This window comes from Enterobacter quasiroggenkampii (assembly GCF_043972695.1).
GTDB lineage: Bacteria > Pseudomonadota > Gammaproteobacteria > Enterobacterales > Enterobacteriaceae > Enterobacter > Enterobacter quasiroggenkampii.
On record NZ_CP143745.1, the window covers coordinates 4,037,803 to 4,053,799 of the forward strand.

A 15,997-nucleotide genomic window follows, 5' to 3' on the forward strand; every position below is an offset into this window, starting at 1 on the left:
CGGTTCAGGCGTCCGCGCAGGACGCCTCTGTTTCCAGCAGTGATTCCAGCGGCGCTGGCCTGCCAATCAGATAGCCCTGCACATAATCGATGCCTAGCGCGTGAACCGCGCTACGTATCTCCTCGGTCTCGACATACTCTGCCACCACCAGCATCTTCTTCATGCGCGCCAGATGGCAGATAGACGCCACGATCTGATAATCCAGGCTGTTGTTGACGATATTGCGGATAAAGCTGCCGTCGATCTTGAGAATGTCGGCATCCACGCTTTTCAGCCGCGCATAGCTTGCATAGCCGGTCCCGAAATCATCAATTGCAATGCGTACCCCCATTTTCTGCAACTGCTGGAGGATGTGTAGCGCCTGCTCCCCGCTGCCGAAGGTGCTGCACTCCGTCACCTCAAAAATCAGCTGCCACGGCTCAATGGCGTATTTCGCCAGCAGGCGACTCACCTCAAGCGGGAACGGCACCCGGCATACGGTTGAGGGGGCCAGATTAATGGCAAAACGCTGGCCGGGCAGGCTCTCGCGATGCGCGGCCAGGAAGCGCAGCGTATGCTCAAGCACCCACAGGTCCACCCGGGAGGACAAACCAAACTCCTGAGCGACAGGCAGGAACTGGTCGGGAGAGATCAATAGCCCGTTTATATCCGGCATCCGCAGCAGGACTTCGTGATAGCGATCGCCACGCAGGCCGCGAACGGGTTGAACCAGCAGGGTGAATTCGTCGTTATCGAGCGCCTTTTGCAGGCGGCTCATCATCGCGACTTTATCCTTCAGGCTGCGCTGCAAATGGACGGCACCACGCTGCTGAAGATTTTCCGGATGGTTTGAGGAGAGTGACAGATCGGCCACCACCCCCAGCTCACCCAGCACCAGATAAAGATGGTTAACCGGGGACCGGACATAGCAGTAGCTTACACCCACCTGCGGCTGCAGCGGCATGCCGTCCCAGACAAAGCGGAACTGCTTGATATGCTCGTCCAGGGTTTCAATTCGCTGCTGGTGCGATTCCGCGTTGAGCCGCACCGCCATGTCATACCCGGTGAGGTGATACACCTGCTCGTTGGGCTGGAGGGTACCGTTTACCCACTGCGCCAGCTGCTGTTTGTACAAAATACGCAGCAGCACGCCGTAATTTCGGCCCAGAATTTCCAGCTCCGGAATGCGCAGCAGGCAGAGCGCCGACCACGGATTCTTCGCCAGATCGCGCGACAGCGCCCGCAGGTTAGGCATATGGACGACCGGGTCGAGCAGCGCCAGCCTGCGGGAGCGTTTATTCACGGCGCGCTGGCGAGTCGCCAGCATCGACATATAAATCACCACAAACGAGAAGACCAGGTAACTGGACGAGGTGATCGCCAGCTGAATGTCATACCCCTGGTTCAGCGGGATATAGTGATAATAGTAGTGAATTGACACCAGCAGCACCGGCGTCCAGATCAGCGATATCAGCTTATAGCCGAAACGCATCGCGCCCCAGAGCATCACCGGCATCAGCAGCGACAGGGTATAGTTTGTGGTGAATATGGAGCTGTTTTCATTCATCGGGAGCAGCAGCAGCGTAAGCAGCCCGCCTAGCGCAATCGCCCACAGCACAAACTCAGCGACCGTCACCTTTTTGTCTATCTGGGCACGGATCTGCGAGAGAAGACTTTTGATATAGCGCGGATGACGAATCAGGCGGATCAGCAGATAGCTCAGCGGCACGCCCGTCAGCCCGCTGACCAGCAGCGCCTGGTAGTTGATGAGCGTACGAATGTTAAGAGGGTTCAACCCCGCAAGGCTCTGGCGGCTCTCATACACGCCCAGATACACGGCAAACTGAAACAGCACCAGAAACAGCGTCGCGGGGCAGAAGGCCTGCCAGAAGATGCGCTGCGCCATCAAGCGGATGTCGCCGTATGCCGTCATATTGCGTCTGGGCGCAAACACCCGGTAGCCGCCCCAACTGAGCACTAAAGGGACGATAAAATGGAGCACACCGGCAACCGTTTCAAACATCCCGACCGACGGGTAATAGCGGATAAACAGGGATAATACGATCCCGGGCAGCGCTTCCAGGCCAAAGAACATCATCAGCGAAAGCAAAAATGAGAGCGGTAAATAATAGAGTGCCACAATGCCGTCGCCCAGCTGCGTAAACGTATTCGCGACGCTCATCGCGGGAAGTAAAAATACAGGTAAAATAAGCGGCAATGCCCACCAGCGGTTTGCATTGTTTTTCAGGAAAGCGAGAATAGTCATAGATGCCCGGTTAAACCCCTATCGCTCCAGAGGGAAATAAAGACAGGCATCCAACCTGACGTACGCGCCGCCCGGCAGCATGTCGGGCGAACAGTGTGGAGGAAGGATTTTAAATATCAGGGCCGGGAATCCGTTGACATAAATCAAACTACTTTACGCAAATAACACTTTGTGGCGTTTTTTCGACATCTTTTTCTTCATATTATCAATATGGTAAATGCGTTGATTAATTTCAATAACATTAATTAATGTAAACATTGACGGTTATTTACACATCACAGAATTGACCCCATCTTCCCGCTGTGCCTTAATATCCTTATCGCCCGGAAGGGCTTATCCAGGAAAAACAGAGTGAGTCAGGTCACGCGTATGCGCAAACGACATCGATTTAACACCCGAATGACCCGCATCATACTGCTCATCAGCTTCCTGTTTTTCTTTGGCCGCTTCGTTTACTCTTCGATTGGCGCCTGGTACCACCATCAGGATAAAACCCAGTCGCAGCAATCCAGCCTGACCGTCGACACCGCTGACCGCTAAACCGCCGAAGGCTGTTGCACGAGCCGAATAAGGGCCGCGATCCCTTTGCTGAGGATTTTATCCTGCCGCATGACTACCGCCAGCTGCCGCTGCAGCATGGGCATCAGCGACATCACGCATAGCCCTTCGCGATCGACCTCCTGTTCCACCGCCATGCGCGGCACGATGCTGTAGCCCAGCCCTGCACGAACCATGCGTTTGATCGCCTCGATGCTGCCAAGCTGCATCACCGGCGCGATCGCTAAACCCTGGGCGGCAAACCAGCCGTCGATCAGCGCCCGGGTCCCACTACCTGATTCAAAGGCTATCAGCGGATGAACGTGCAGCGCGGCTGGGGTGAAGTCCCTGAATGCAGCCTGCTGTTCCCTTGAGGCAATAAAGACAAACTCTTCGTCCATCACCGGCATCACGTCCAGCGCTCTGCCACTCACCGGCAGCGTGACCAGCCCCATATCGAGACGGTTCTCTTCGATAGCTCTGACGATGTCGAGGGTGTTGCCCGTCGTGACCCCCACGCTCAGGAGCGGATAGTCGCGACGTAGCTGCTCCAGCAGCGGCGGCAGAAGATGGATGCAGGCCGTTGCCCCCGTGCCAAGCGTAATGGTGCCGCTTACGTCGTGGCTAAACGCATTCACGGCCCGGATGGCGTCATCCACCACCTGCTGAATACGCTCCCCGTGCGCCAGCAAGGTTTCTCCGGCAGCCGTCGCCTTAATCCCTCGCCCGGTACGCTCCACCAGCCGCGTTTGCAGAAACTGCTCCAGCTGGCGTATTTGCAGGCTGACGGCGGGCTGGGAGAGGCCCAGCACGTCCGCTGCCGCTGAAAAACTGCCGCGCTGGATCACCAGACGGAAGGTGGCGAGATAGCCCAGATTAAGCGTCGTCATTCAAAGTTTCTCTTATACCGCGCATAAGGTTGCGGCCCTGCCAGCACAATACCGCGCCCGTTATGCTCAGGACAACTGCATAGCGGAATGAACACTCATGGAAATACCTGCCCTGCCACACCGCCTCGCCCTCACAGCCGGGTGCAATCAGCTCATCAACTGGGGGATCTCGTTTTATATGCCCGGCACCTTTGCGCTGGCCATTTCAGCCGACCGGGGATGGTCATCACCGCAGATTTACCTCGGCCTGACGCTGGCGATGCTGGTGATGGCGGTAGTATCCCCTTTTGTCGCCCGCCTGCTGGCACGCTTTGGCGGTCAGAAGGTGGTGATGGGCGGAACGCTGCTGATCGCCGCAAGCTGTGCCTGTATGGCGTATACCCGGACGCTTTATGGCTGGTACGGCGCCTGGCTGGTCACAGGCGTGGGAATGCGCCTGTCGCTGTACGATGCGCTCTTCGCCGCGCTGGTCAACCTCTACGGACAGCAGGCGCGAAGAACAATCTCGCGCGTCACGCTGGCGGGCGGGCTGGCCTCCGTCGTCTTCTGGCCGCTGGGCGATGCGCTGCTTCACGTGATGCGCTGGCAGGACGCATTACGCATTTATGCCCTGCTTGGCCTGCTGAGCGCGTTGCTGATCCGCACGCTTCCCCGGCAGCGGCTGACGGTGACGACGGAAATCGCCGCACCGCCGCTGAACAACGAGCGCCGAAACGGCTGGCTTTATGCCGCCTTCATTGCCCTCATCACCTTTGTCTCTAACGGCACCTCCACCCATCTGCCGGAGTTTATTGCCCACTACGGTCTGCCGGTCGCTATCGGCATGCTGTGGGGAATCGGCCAGACGGGCGCGCGCTCGCTGGAAGTGCTGGCGGGGGCTCGCTTAACGCCCTTCACGTTAACGCTTTTTACCGCTCTCGCCATGCCGCTCTGTTTTCTTGTTGGGTTGAGCAGCGCCCTGTTTGTCTGGTGTGCGGCCGGTTTTGTGCTGGGCTATGGGGCCATCAACGGGCTGGTTACCCTTGTCAAAGCCACCCTGCCGCTGGAACTGTTTAGCGCGGAAAGCTATGCCCGCCGCACGGGCTTACTGCTTATCCCCGGTCAGCTTATGGCCGCAGCCTCACCGTATGCCTATGCGTGGCTAAATAAAACGCTGGGGATCGCGGGTGCAATGGGGGTATCGACGGGCCTGACGCTGCTGATTGCCGGGCTGGCGATAGCCATTGTGCGCCGTCCCGGGAGGCAAACTGTATCGCACTGTATCCCGCGGGCCACGGTGACAAACGGGTACAAAACGCCCCCTCCGGCAAATATCTCCGATACATAAAAATGGTTTTCTTTCCCTGTCGCCATTGAGAACTGATGAGGAGAGAGAGCAATGATTCGTCGCTACGTAATTTTCCCCCTGCTTGTCCTGACATCCGTCGCAGGTGCCCAGGCCACTCCCCTGGACAATCTGAGCGCCGCGGACGTTAACGGCCCCGCCGCCGTTGCCCCGCTGGCGCAGCCGCAGCCGCCTGCAAAACTGATCGTCGATCCGCCGCTTGCCGGGCCGCTGAGCAAAGGCGCGGTGTTTATCCAGTACCGCGCCGAAAACCTTCGCATCGAGCCGGTATTCGGGCCCGACGCGCTCAAGGTCACCCCGCGCATCGGGCACATTCACGTGGTGGTGGATGACGCGCCGTGGCACTGGGCTGACACCAGCGGAGAGCCGGTGATCCTGGTGGGGCTGCCCGCCGGTAAACACAAGGTGACGATAATTCTGGCCGACCCGACGCACAAGCCGCTCGACCACAAAACCGTTGAATTCACCGTCCCGCCCCACGCGGCGGTCCACCATTTTTAAGGAGTCTGAAGATGAAAGCACTGTCTGTAGTCACGGCAGGCCTGCTGGCGCTTTCCGCCAGCGCCTTTGCGCAGAGTAAAACCAGCGCCGTGTTGGTCCACGGCGCGTTTGCGGACGGCAGCAGCTGGAATAAGGTCATTACCCTGTTGCAGAAACAGCACGCAGAGGTCATTGCCGTCCAACTGCCGCTCACGTCGCTAAAAGATGACGTTGCCGCCACAAAGCGGGCCATCGCCCGCGCGCAGGGTGACGTAGTGCTGGTGGGTCACTCCTGGGGCGGCACCGTGATTAGCGAAGCGGGCAACGATGCGCGGGTAAAATCGCTGGTGTATGTGGCGGCTTTCGCGCCAAACTCCGGCCAGTCGACGGCGGACCTGGCAGGAAGCTACCCTGCACCGCCGGGCAGCGCGGGCATTGCCAAAACGGCGGACGGCTATTTATACCTGCCGACGGAAGCCGTCAGGCAGGACTTCGCGCCTGACGTGAAGCCAGCCATTCAAGATACGATTGCAGCCACGCAGGGGCCAATTAAGGCCGAGGCGTTTGGTGAAAAGGTCGCCCACGCGGCGTGGCACGATAAGCCGAGCTGGTATGTGGTGAGTCAGAATGACCGGATGATTAACCCGGCGCTTGAACGCGCGATGGCGAAGACGATCCACGCGAAAACCACCGAGGTGGCGGCGAGCCACGTGTCAATGGTGAGCCAGCCGCAGATCGTTGCCCGGACGATTGAGCAGGCGATTGACGCAGAGTAATTTTTTGCGAATTGTAGGCCGGGTAAGCGCAGCGCCACCCGGCAAAAAACAGCCTCAGCGCCCGCCATCCGCGGGATAATCCCGATTAATCCACGCGTGGTCCTCTTCCCAGGTGAACATCCACTTGCGCACCGGCCCGGCCATCACGTTGAGATAATAGCTGTCATACCCGGCCATCGTCGCCACCGGGTGGTAGCCCTTCGGCACCATGACCACGTCACGGTTGTAGACCGCCATGCACTCATCCAGCGCTCTGTCGTCGGTGTAAACCCGCTGCATGCAGAACCCCTGCTCCGGGTTGAGGCGATGGTAGTAGGTCTCCTCCAGATACGTCTCCTGGGGCGGGTTATCCGTGTCGTGCTTGTGGCTCGGGTACGAGCTGGTGCAGCCCTCGTTGGTCCACACCTCCACCACCAGCAGGCTGTCGGCGGGCTTGTCTTCCGGCAGAATGTTGTGCACATAGCGCTGGTTGTGGCCCTTGCCGCGCGCCTCACCGTCGATATCCTGCGGCGCAATCAGCCGCGTCGGATAGGTGCCCTTGCCCGGCGCAGCGCAGACCGCCAGCTCCAGCGTCGTCAGCGCCTTCACCTGCACCGTCTCCTGCGGAGTGACGTACACCGCCCACGGCTTGATGCGCTCGAACGGGCTCATCCGCTCGCCGATGTCGTTAAACTGCGCGGAAGGCGTGCTGATGGAGGCGCGTCCTGCCACCAGCACCAGGCAGCGCTCTTCGCGGACGGCGGGCAGCGTCAGCGTCTGCCCCTCCTGTAGCTCATACGCCTCAAAGCCGACGTACCCCCACCCTGCGCTTTCCGGCGTGACGGACTGGGTGCGCCCCTCCGCGTTCGGCTGTTGCCAGCGTGATAACAGACGTGACATGTCACCTCCTCAAATCAGTCCGGCGTCGCGCGCCAGACGGCTCAGATTGTTATACCCCAGACGGGCGTAGGTCAGCGGATGGGCAATGGCCGGATCCTGCTCCGCCTCCACCACCAGCCAGCCGTGATAGTCCTGCGCCTTCAGCAGCTGCATAATCGGCGGATAATCCACGCAGCCGTCGCCCGGCACCGTAAACACGCCGCTCAGTACCGCATCAAGGAAGCTGGTTTTACGGTTTTTCACATCCGCCAGCACGTCGGCACGCACGTCTTTGCAGTGAACGTGGTTGATACGCGACGCCCAGCGCTGCGCCACCGCCAGCGGATCGGCCCCGGCAAAGGTCAGATGACCGGTATCGAGCAGTAGCCCCACCGCGTCGCCGGTGTGGGTCATCAGATTGTCCACGTCGTCGGCGGACTCAATCACCGTGCCCATATGGTGATGGTAGGCAATCTGCACGCCCTGCTGCTGGGTGTAGCGCGCAAATTCGGTAAGCTTCTCGCCGTACTCCTTCCAGCGCGACTGCGGGAAGCGCGGGCGCAGATGCACCGGGGTCTGCTGCTCGCCGTGAATGCAGCCGCTCACTTCCGCAAAGACCAGCACCTTCGCCCCCAGCTCGCGCAGGAGCGTCAGGTGGGACTGCACGGCGGCGATCTCCTCCTCCACGCTGCGCTCCAGCAGGCGGCCGGAATACCAGCCGGAGACCAGTTGCAGGTCGTGGCGCTGAAGGATGGGGCCGAGCAGGCGCGCTTCGCGCGGGAACTTATTGCCCAGCTCGAAACCGGCGAAACCGGCCTCTTTACCTTCGCTCAGGCAGGTCTCCAGCGGCGTCTCTGCGCCCAGAGAAGGCAGATCGTCGTTCGTCCACGTCAGCGGGTTAATGCCCAGTTGTACACTCATTGTCGTCTCCATTATGCGTGTCCGCGCTCGCGCCACCAGGCGATAAGCTGCAGGTAGTTGTCCCGGATGCGCGCCACCAGCTGCGCATCGTCAATATCGTGCTTCAGCCACGCGCGGGAGGCATCGCCGAACAGCGTGCGCCCTACGGCGAAGCCTTTTACTACCGTCTGCCCCGCTGCGGCCCTGAAGTCGGCGCGCAGCTGTTCTGCCGGAGCGTCCAGGCCGAGGATCACCACCCCGCGGCAGTGCGGGTCCCGGCGCTCGATAATCTCGCTCAGCGCCGTCCAGCCCTCCGCTGAGAGCGGCGGCAGCTTCCACCAGTCGGGGTAAATGCCGAGGTTGTAGAAGCGGGAGATGGCGCGCAGGTAGAGCTCGTCGCTGCGCGGCATGGTCGCAGGCAGGATCACCTCCAGCAGCAGCTCGTGCCCGGACCGGCAGCAGGCGTGATACACCTCGGCAATTTTCTGCTCCTGCTCCAGGCGCAGGCCGTGAGCGTCTTCCGGATGGAAAAAGACCAGACACTTCACCACGTGCTCCTGCGGCCAGCTGATGAGCTGGGTGCCGATGTTGCCATGCTCCATCTCCAGCGGACGCGAGCCCGGCAGCTCAATGGGGCGACCAATCCACCACCCCTCGCCGGTGATGGCGTTCAGCGCGTCCTGACCAAAGGTGCCGTCGCACAGCAGGCCAGCTTTGCCCTCCAGCCCGGCACGGCTCGCCGCCTCGCGGCTGGCCTGCAGGATCAGCTGCTTCAGCGCCGGAATGCGCCCGATCGACGCGCCGCACTGCAGCGCCATATCCTCAAGCTGGCTGCGGTGGTCGAAGGCCATCACGCACAGCTCCGGCCACTCGCGACGGCGGGTGGTCACCCGGTGGAGGTGGTTCAGACGCGGGTCGAGGTCCGGGCGCGGCACATCCGCAGCGCGGGAGAGATAGTCATCCAGCTCGATTTTGCTCGGCATCGCCGGGGCGCAGCCGTGGCGCGAGACCACCAGCGCGCCGCAGGCGTTGGCATAGCGGCACGCCTGCTCCCAGCCCTCGTCGTTCAGGTAGCCGCGCAGCAGGCCGGACATAAACGCGTCCCCCGCGCCGAGAACATTAAGCACCTCCACGCGCACGCCGGTCACCGTCAGGCCGTCGTCCAGCCGGGGCGGAATGGCGTCGGTATAGACCGAGCAGCCGAGCGAACCGCGTTTGCAGACCAGCGTTGCGTCACTCACGACACGCACCTGCCCCAGCGCCTGCAGGGTCTCCGTGCTGCCGCCCGCAATGTGAAACTCCTCCTCGGTGCCGACAATGACGTCGAAGAGGTGCAGCACCTCCTGCAGCTCGCGGGTGACCTTATCGGCGGCGATAAAGCGCGTTTCACCGTCGCCTAAGGAGGTCAGCCCCCACAGCACCGGACGGTAGTCGATGTCCAGCACCGTGCGCACGCCGTGACGGCGGGCATAGCCCAGCGCCGTCAGCACCGCCTCGCGGGTCTGAGGATGAGAAAGGTGAGTCCCGGTGATGGCAAGACAACGTGCGGAGGCAATGTAGCTTTCGTCCACATCGCTGGCCGTAATGGCCATATCCGCGCAGTTATCGCGATAAAAAATCAGAGGAAAGGTGTCCCGGTCTTTAATGCCGAGTAGCACCAGCGCCGTGAGGCGGTCTTTATCGGTGATCAGATGGCTGGTATCACAGCCCACCTGGTTAAGCTCTTCCCGCAGGAAGCGGCCCATATGTTCATCGCCGACGCGCGCCAGCATCGACGAGCGCAGGCCCTGGCGCGCGGTGCCGTACGCCACGTTGCCGGACGAGCCGCCGAGGTATTTGGCAAAGCTCGACACATCCTCCAGACGGGCACCAATCTGCTGACTGTAGAGGTCTACCGCCACGCGGCCCATGCATATCACATCAAACTGCTTTTCCACGTTGATACCTCATCAGACAATATCGTTCACGTTCAGCCAGCGGCCTTCCCGGTGCGAGAGCGCGATCGCGTCCAGCACGCGCGACACCTTCCAGCCCTCTTCAAAGTCCGGCCACATCGGCACGTCGGCGGCAATCCCGTCCACCAGGTCGCGCACCTCCACCGTTTTTTGATCGTTAAAGCCTATCCCGTGGCCTGCGCCCATGCAGAACGCGGCGTAGTCGGGGTGTGCAGGGCCGACGAGTAAGGTGCGGAATCCCTGACGGTTAACCGGATCGTCATGCAGATAGAGCTTCAGCTCCGCCATGCGCTCCTGGGTGAAGCTGATGGCGCCTTTCGTCCCGGTAATGACGTACGACAGCCCCATCTTGCGGCCGCAGGCGACGCGGGAGGTTTCAATCACGCCCTGCGCCCCGCCCGCGAAGCGCACCATCGCGTGGGCCTGATCCTCGTTTTCGACGGCAACCATGTCCGACGAGCCGGCCTTCGCCGGGCGTTCCGGGACCACGATCTTCAGGTCGCCGCAAACCTGCTCAATCTCCCCGACCAGGTACTGGGCCATGTTGACGATATGCGCCGCGAGGTCGCCCAGCGCTCCCAGCCCGGCGGTCTCTTTAAAGCAGTGCCAGTGAATGGGCGAGCGCGGGTCGGCCATATAGTCTTCGTTGTGGGTGCCGTAGAAGTGGATCACCTCGCCAATCTCGCCGCGGGCGATAATCTCCTTCGCCAGCTGCGCCGTCGGGTTTTTCATGTAGTTGAACCCCACCAGCGTTTTCACCCCGGCCCGCTTCGCGGCGTCGACCATCTCCCGTGCGTCGTGGGCGTTCAGCGCCAGCGGCTTCTCCGAATAGACGTGCTTGCCGTGGCGGATCGCCTCCAGCGCCATCTCTTTATGCAGATGGTTGGGTGAGCAAATATCCACCACGTCAATCGCCGGGTCGGCCACCAGCGCCCGCCAGTCGCCGGTGGAGCGGTTGAAGCCAAACGCCTGCGCGCGCGTTGCCGCCAGCTCCGGCGTGACTTCCGCCACCATCTCGCGCACCAGCCTGCCACGCAGGTTGAACACCGTCGGGGCCTGGGCATAGGCGATAGCGTGCGCCTTGCCGATATACCCGGTGCCAATCAATCCAATACGAACCTCTTTCATCGTGATCCTCACAGTGCGCCGCGACGGCTCTTGGCGTAGGTATCAAACGCCACCGCCAGAACGATAATTAATCCGGTGATAATCTGCTGGTAGTAGGCCGAGACGTTCATCAGCACCAGGCCGTTAATCAGAATCCCCATGATGATGGAGCCAATAATGGTTCCGCCGATGCGCCCGTAGCCGCCCATCAGCGAGGTGCCGCCAATCACCACCGAGGCGATGACGCGCAGCTCAAAGGAGATCCCGGCCACCGCCTCGGCGCTCCCCAGACGCGCGCTCAGAATGAAGCCCGCCAGCCCCGCCAGGCAGCCAATCAGCACGTAGACGCTGACCAGCACGCGCTTGACGTTCACCCCCGCCAGGCGCGCCGCCTCCGGGTTACCGCCGATGGCGTAGACGAAGCGGCCCCAGCGGGTTTTATGCAGCGCCAGATAGCCGCCGAGGGCGACGATGGCGAAGATCCAGATCGGAATGGAGATGCCGAGCAGCTCCCCGCGCCCCCACCAGCGGTAGCCCTGATCGAAACCGGCAATCGGCGCGCCGTCGTTGATCACCAGCGTCAGGCCGCGCCAGATGGTCATCCCACCGAGGGTCACGATGAACGGAGGCAGGCGCAGGCGGGTCACGCCCAGACCGTGCAGGAAGCCAATCGCCGTGCCCATCGCCAGGCAAATCCCCAGCCCAATCAGCCAGCTCATACCGCCCCAGGCGTTCGGGTCGACGGTGGTGAAGTTGTCGCCCTTGATCACGTACGCCGCGGTCATGGCGCAGACCGCCAGAATGGAGCCCACGGAGAGGTCAATCCCGGCAGTCAGGATGACGAAGGTCATCCCCACGGCCATGATCCCGTAGATAGAGACTTCGGTCAGGATGTTGAAAATATTGCGTTCAGAGAAAAAATTACTGTTCTGCGACTGGAAGAAGATCAGCAGCAGGATCATGAAAATCAGGACCCCGAAGCGCTCGAAGAAGGCGATGGGATCGATGCGTCCGGCGCGTTTGACCGGGGCCTGCGTTTTAGAAATCATCTGCGTCATGAGAAACTCCGTTATGCCGCGTTCAGGGCGTTGTGGTTGATGGCCATCATCGTCATCAGCCGTTCTTCGTTAGCGTCGTCACCGTGGATCTCGCCGGTCACCCGGCCTTCGCTGAGGGTGATGATCCGGTCTGACACCGCCATCACTTCAGGCAGATCGGAGGAAATCACGATCACCGCCACGCCCTTTTTCGCCATGTCAAACAGCACCTGGTGCACTTCCGATTTGGTCCCCACGTCGATGCCGCGCGTCGGCTCATCGACGATCAGCACCCGCGGGTTGAGCGCCATGCAGCGCGCGAGGATCACCTTTTGCTGGTTACCGCCGGAGAGCTTGCGCACCTCCTGCGCGCTGTTGACCATTTTGATCTGCAGCGCCTTGCGGTAGGACTCGATCAGATCGTCCTCTTTGCGGGTGTTCACGAACCAGCGCCACTGCAGCAGCGAGGAGAGGCAGGAGAGCGACAGGTTGTCGCGAATCGACAGTCCCAGCACCGCCCCCTCTTTTTTGCGGTCTTCCGGTACCAGCGCCACGCCCTGGTCGAGGGCATAGAGCGGGTCGCGCGGCTGGTACGGTACGCCGTCCAGCTCAAAGCTCCCGGCGGTAAACGCGTCTGCGCCAAACAGGCAGCGCGCCACCTCGGTGCGTCCCGCGCCCACCAGTCCGGCAATGCCTAAGACCTCCCCGGCGTGAACGTGGAAGCTGATGTCATGCAGGGCGATGCCGTGCGGATCCAGCGGCGGCTTTTCGCGGCTCAGCCCCTTCACCGCCAGACGGACGGGTTTGTCCTCATGATGGGTTTCGCTGGCGGGACGGCGATTAAAGGCCACGTCGCGCCCGACCATCAGGCGGATCAGTTGTTCGACGTTGGTCTCCGCCACCGCGCCGGTGCCGGTGAAACGGCCGTCCTGGAAAACGGTGAAGCGGTCGCAGAGCTGGAAAACTTCGTGCAGGCGGTGGGTGACATAGATAATGCTCACGCCACGGTTTTTAAGCTCGCGCACCACGCGGTGCAGGCTTTCCACCTCGCTGTCGCTCAGCGCGGCGGAGGGTTCGTCCATAATGATTAGCCTGGCGTTGAGGGTCAGCGCCCGGGCGATCTCCACCATCTGCTGCTGGGCAACGCTCAGGCGGGCGACCGGGGTGGTCGGTGCAACGTTCAGCTGCAGATAGTCGAGAATGACCTGCGCCTCCTGATTGACCGCCTTTTCGTCGACGATCAGGTTACGTTTACGTGGCTCGCGCCCGAGAAACATGTTTTCCGCGACGGTCATGTTGGGCAGCAGGTTGAATTCCTGATAGATGGTGATAATGCCCTTGTTCTGCCGTTCCACCGGGGAGTCGTCCACCGGCAGCGTTTCGCCGTTGAACCAGATCTCCCCGCGGGTTTGCGGCTGCGCCCCCGCGAGCGCCTTCAGCAGCGTGGATTTACCCGCCCCGTTTTCCCCCAGCAGGGCGTGGATCTCGCCCGCGCCGACGGTCAGCTGGGCGCTGCTTAACGCCCAAACGCCGGAAAAGCTTTTTGCCAGGTCGGTCACTTTCAGTAAGGGTTGCGACATCGGTCTGCTCCTCCTTTAGAGTGAGCCGCCGCGCCAGCGGCGGCTGCGGATAAATCAGTTACCGGCCTCACCGATACGCTCGGCCTGCTGCAGGTTATCTTTGGTGATCAGCGTCGGCGGGTAGTCGGCCCCGGTGATGGCTTTTTTCTCGCGCACGTTGGCCACCAGCTGGCTCATCGCCGTCTGCACCGCAAAGCCCGGACGTTGATCCGCCGTCACCGCCAGCCAGCCGTCGCGCACGCGGGCCAGCGCTTCCGGTACCGCATCAAAGCCGGTGACCAGAATTTCGCCCGGCTTCACGCCCTGGCTCTGCAGGGCTTCAATCGCCCCCAGCGCCATGTCGTCGTTGGCAGAGAGGATCACCTGAGGACGCTTTGGCAGCGAGGGCAGCACGCTTTCCACGATGCGCATCCCTTCAGAACGCATCCAGTTGCCGGTCTGATCGGCGACGATCTTGTACTTATCCCCGCCAGCCTTCAGGCTGTCGCGGATCCCTTTGGTGCGTTCGATGTTGGAGGAGGAGCCCGGCTGGCCGGTCAGCAGAATGATCTCCGCCCCGTCGGGGAATTTGGTTTTGACGAAGTCGCCAATCGCCTGGCCGCCTTTGTAGTTGTTGGCGCCAAAGTGCGGCACTTTCTTCTGGCTGTCGACGGAGCGGTCAAGGGTGACTACCGGCAGCTTCGCATCCTGAATTTCATCCACCGCGCTGGAGACCGCGTTCACGTCGTTCGGGGAGACGATAAAGCCCTGCGCCCCGCGGGTGATGGCGTTTTCCAGGTCAGCCACCTGCTTCGGTGAACTGCCCTGCCCGTCCAGCACCTGAAGCTTCACGCCCATCTCTTTTGCGGCTTTTACCGCCGTGCGCTGCATGTGAACTTCAAACGGCATGGCCAGGTTTGGCGTACTGAAAACAATTTGCTCGTTTTCGGCGAGGGCGGCCCCGGACGTCATGGCGATGAGGGCGGCTACGATCAGTTTTTTCATTATTATGTCTCTCTGTGTAGGGTTGTGGTGTTTAGAGGACGATCTCGCGCTGGCTGCGCAGTGACTCCAGCGCTTTATCCGCAAGGTACAGCGCACGTTCACCATCATCGCCGCTGCAGTCAGGCACCGCTTCGCCGCGCAGGACCGCGACAAAGTGTTCCCATTCCGCGGCGTAAGCGGATTTGTAGCGCTGCAGGAAGAAGTGTTCCGGCAGCGCGCTGGTGCAGCCCTGTTTGCCGTAGTGCTGCACCTGGTTTTCCAGAATGTTGCCCGCGCACAGCAGCCCTTCGGAGCCGTGCAGCTCCAGGCGCTGGTCGTAGCCATACGAGGAGCGGCGGCTGTTGACGATGGTCGCCATCGCGCCGGAAGCGTATTTCAGGACGATAAACGCGGTATCGATGTCGCCTGCCTCGCCAATCGCCGGATCCACCAGGTTGCTGCCCTGGGCATACACCGACACCGGCTCTTCGCCCATGATGTAGCGGGCCATGTCAAAATCGTGAATGGTCATATCGCGGAACATGCCGCCGGAGACGCGCACGTACTCCGCAGGTGGTGGAGACGGATCGCGGGAGATGATCAGCAGCGATTCCGGCTTGCCGATGCGCCCGGCCTGCACGTCGGTTTTCACGCGGCGGAACTGCGGGTCAAAGCGGCGGTTAAAGCCGATAAACAGCGGCACGTCGTACTCTTTGACCACCTTCAGGCAGTCGCGCACGCGGGCAAGGTCGAGGTGGACCGGCTTTTCGCAGAAGATGGCCTTGCCGTGGCGGGCGGCCATTTCAATCAGGTCCGCGTGGGTATCGGTCGCGGAGGCGATCAGCACGGCGTGAACGTTAGGGTCGGTCATCGCTTCATCCAGGCTCTGCTGGCGGGCCTGATACTGCGTGGCGAGGCGGGTGGCAAATTCCTGATTCGGGTCAACCACGGACCAGAGCGTGGTCGCGCCGTGGCTGGCGATGTTAGCTGCATGTACCTGGCCAATTCGGCCAGCGCCCAGTAAAGCAATGTTAAACATAACGGCTCCCGGTGTTGGTGAATGCTGTGAACTAACGACCCTATAAATAAAACATTTATTTCATTTTTATAAATAGTGAAAATTATGTTTTTGAGTACAGGTTAACACTTTTGAGATGAATGAGATAAATTTTGTTATCAATCTCACAACATGGGAGGACATACAGCAGCTCCCCTCACCCCGGCCCTCTCCCCAAAGGGGCAAGGGAGAAAAGAGTGCACCACACCATCCCCTCTCCCCTTTGGGGAGAGGGTTAGGGTGAGGGGAAAATGAAATGAAAATTTC

General features: G+C 61.0%; 14 protein-coding genes. 4 read left to right on the forward strand and 10 right to left on the reverse strand.

Annotated features, from left to right (window positions below; all coding sequences use genetic code 11):
• Nucleotides 1–4 precede the first annotated feature (4 nt).
• Complete coding sequence (locus V1572_RS19240) at nt 5–2,245, reverse strand: EAL domain-containing protein (protein WP_395299491.1); 2,241 nt, start codon at nt 2,243–2,245, stop codon at nt 5–7.
• A gap of 351 nt (nt 2,246–2,596) precedes the next feature.
• Between V1572_RS19240 and V1572_RS19245 the strand changes: the two genes are divergently transcribed.
• On the forward strand, nt 2,597–2,785 hold the full coding sequence (locus tag V1572_RS19245; protein WP_021241815.1) for a YfgG family protein: 189 nt from the start codon (nt 2,597–2,599) through the stop codon (nt 2,783–2,785).
• On the opposite strand, the gene V1572_RS19250 is transcribed toward V1572_RS19245, so the two are convergent.
• Nucleotides 2,782–3,672, reverse strand: a complete 891-nt coding sequence (locus tag V1572_RS19250; protein ID WP_111967903.1) for a LysR family transcriptional regulator — start codon at nt 3,670–3,672, stop codon at nt 2,782–2,784. The two genes, V1572_RS19245 and V1572_RS19250, sit on opposite strands and share 4 nt — an antisense overlap.
• Nucleotides 3,673–3,769: 97 nt before the next feature.
• Between V1572_RS19250 and V1572_RS19255 the strand changes: the two genes are divergently transcribed.
• From V1572_RS19255 to V1572_RS19265, 3 genes are read left to right on the forward strand one after another with little or no spacing between them, the layout of a single operon-like run.
• On the forward strand, nt 3,770–4,999 hold the full coding sequence (locus V1572_RS19255; RefSeq protein WP_395299492.1) for an MFS transporter: 1,230 nt from the start codon (nt 3,770–3,772) through the stop codon (nt 4,997–4,999).
• A 51-nt stretch (nt 5,000–5,050) separates the two neighbouring features.
• Nucleotides 5,051–5,518, forward strand: a complete 468-nt coding sequence (locus tag V1572_RS19260) for a DUF6130 family protein (RefSeq protein WP_032675311.1) — start codon at nt 5,051–5,053, stop codon at nt 5,516–5,518.
• 11 nt (nt 5,519–5,529) lie between these two features.
• Nucleotides 5,530–6,273, forward strand: coding sequence for an alpha/beta fold hydrolase (locus V1572_RS19265; protein ID WP_395299493.1), 744 nt, complete (start codon nt 5,530–5,532; stop codon nt 6,271–6,273).
• A 54-nt stretch (nt 6,274–6,327) separates the two neighbouring features.
• Here the strand turns inward: V1572_RS19265 and iolB are convergent, their stop codons facing one another.
• Genes iolB through iolG form a run of 8 tightly spaced genes read right to left on the reverse strand, consistent with a single transcriptional unit; the run spans nt 6,328 to nt 15,712 of the window.
• Nucleotides 6,328–7,152, reverse strand: a complete 825-nt coding sequence (gene iolB, locus V1572_RS19270; protein ID WP_032663073.1) for a 5-deoxy-glucuronate isomerase — start codon at nt 7,150–7,152, stop codon at nt 6,328–6,330.
• Nucleotides 7,153–7,161: 9 nt separating this feature from the next.
• Nucleotides 7,162–8,052 (reverse strand): myo-inosose-2 dehydratase, encoded by an 891-nt coding sequence (iolE, locus tag V1572_RS19275; RefSeq protein WP_196346741.1) that lies wholly within the window; start codon nt 8,050–8,052, stop codon nt 7,162–7,164.
• An 11-nt stretch (nt 8,053–8,063) separates the two neighbouring features.
• The gene (gene iolC, locus V1572_RS19280; protein WP_196346740.1) at nt 8,064–9,968 is read right to left on the reverse strand and encodes a bifunctional 5-dehydro-2-deoxygluconokinase/5-dehydro-2-deoxyphosphogluconate aldolase; all 1,905 of its coding nucleotides are present in this window, start codon (nt 9,966–9,968) and stop codon (nt 8,064–8,066) included.
• Between the two features lie 12 nt (nt 9,969–9,980).
• On the reverse strand, nt 9,981–11,114 hold the full coding sequence (locus V1572_RS19285; protein ID WP_196346739.1) for a Gfo/Idh/MocA family protein: 1,134 nt from the start codon (nt 11,112–11,114) through the stop codon (nt 9,981–9,983).
• 8 nt (nt 11,115–11,122) lie between these two features.
• Nucleotides 11,123–12,151, reverse strand: coding sequence for an ABC transporter permease (locus V1572_RS19290; protein ID WP_008502116.1), 1,029 nt, complete (start codon nt 12,149–12,151; stop codon nt 11,123–11,125).
• Between the two features lie 11 nt (nt 12,152–12,162).
• Nucleotides 12,163–13,710, reverse strand: a complete 1,548-nt coding sequence (locus V1572_RS19295) for a sugar ABC transporter ATP-binding protein (protein WP_032675318.1) — start codon at nt 13,708–13,710, stop codon at nt 12,163–12,165.
• A gap of 54 nt (nt 13,711–13,764) precedes the next feature.
• Nucleotides 13,765–14,694, reverse strand: coding sequence for a sugar ABC transporter substrate-binding protein (locus V1572_RS19300; protein ID WP_048029601.1), 930 nt, complete (start codon nt 14,692–14,694; stop codon nt 13,765–13,767).
• A 31-nt stretch (nt 14,695–14,725) separates the two neighbouring features.
• A complete protein-coding gene (gene iolG / locus V1572_RS19305; RefSeq protein ID WP_395299494.1) occupies nt 14,726–15,712 on the reverse strand; it encodes an inositol 2-dehydrogenase in 987 nt (328 codons plus the stop codon).
• Nucleotides 15,713–15,997 lie beyond the last annotated feature (285 nt).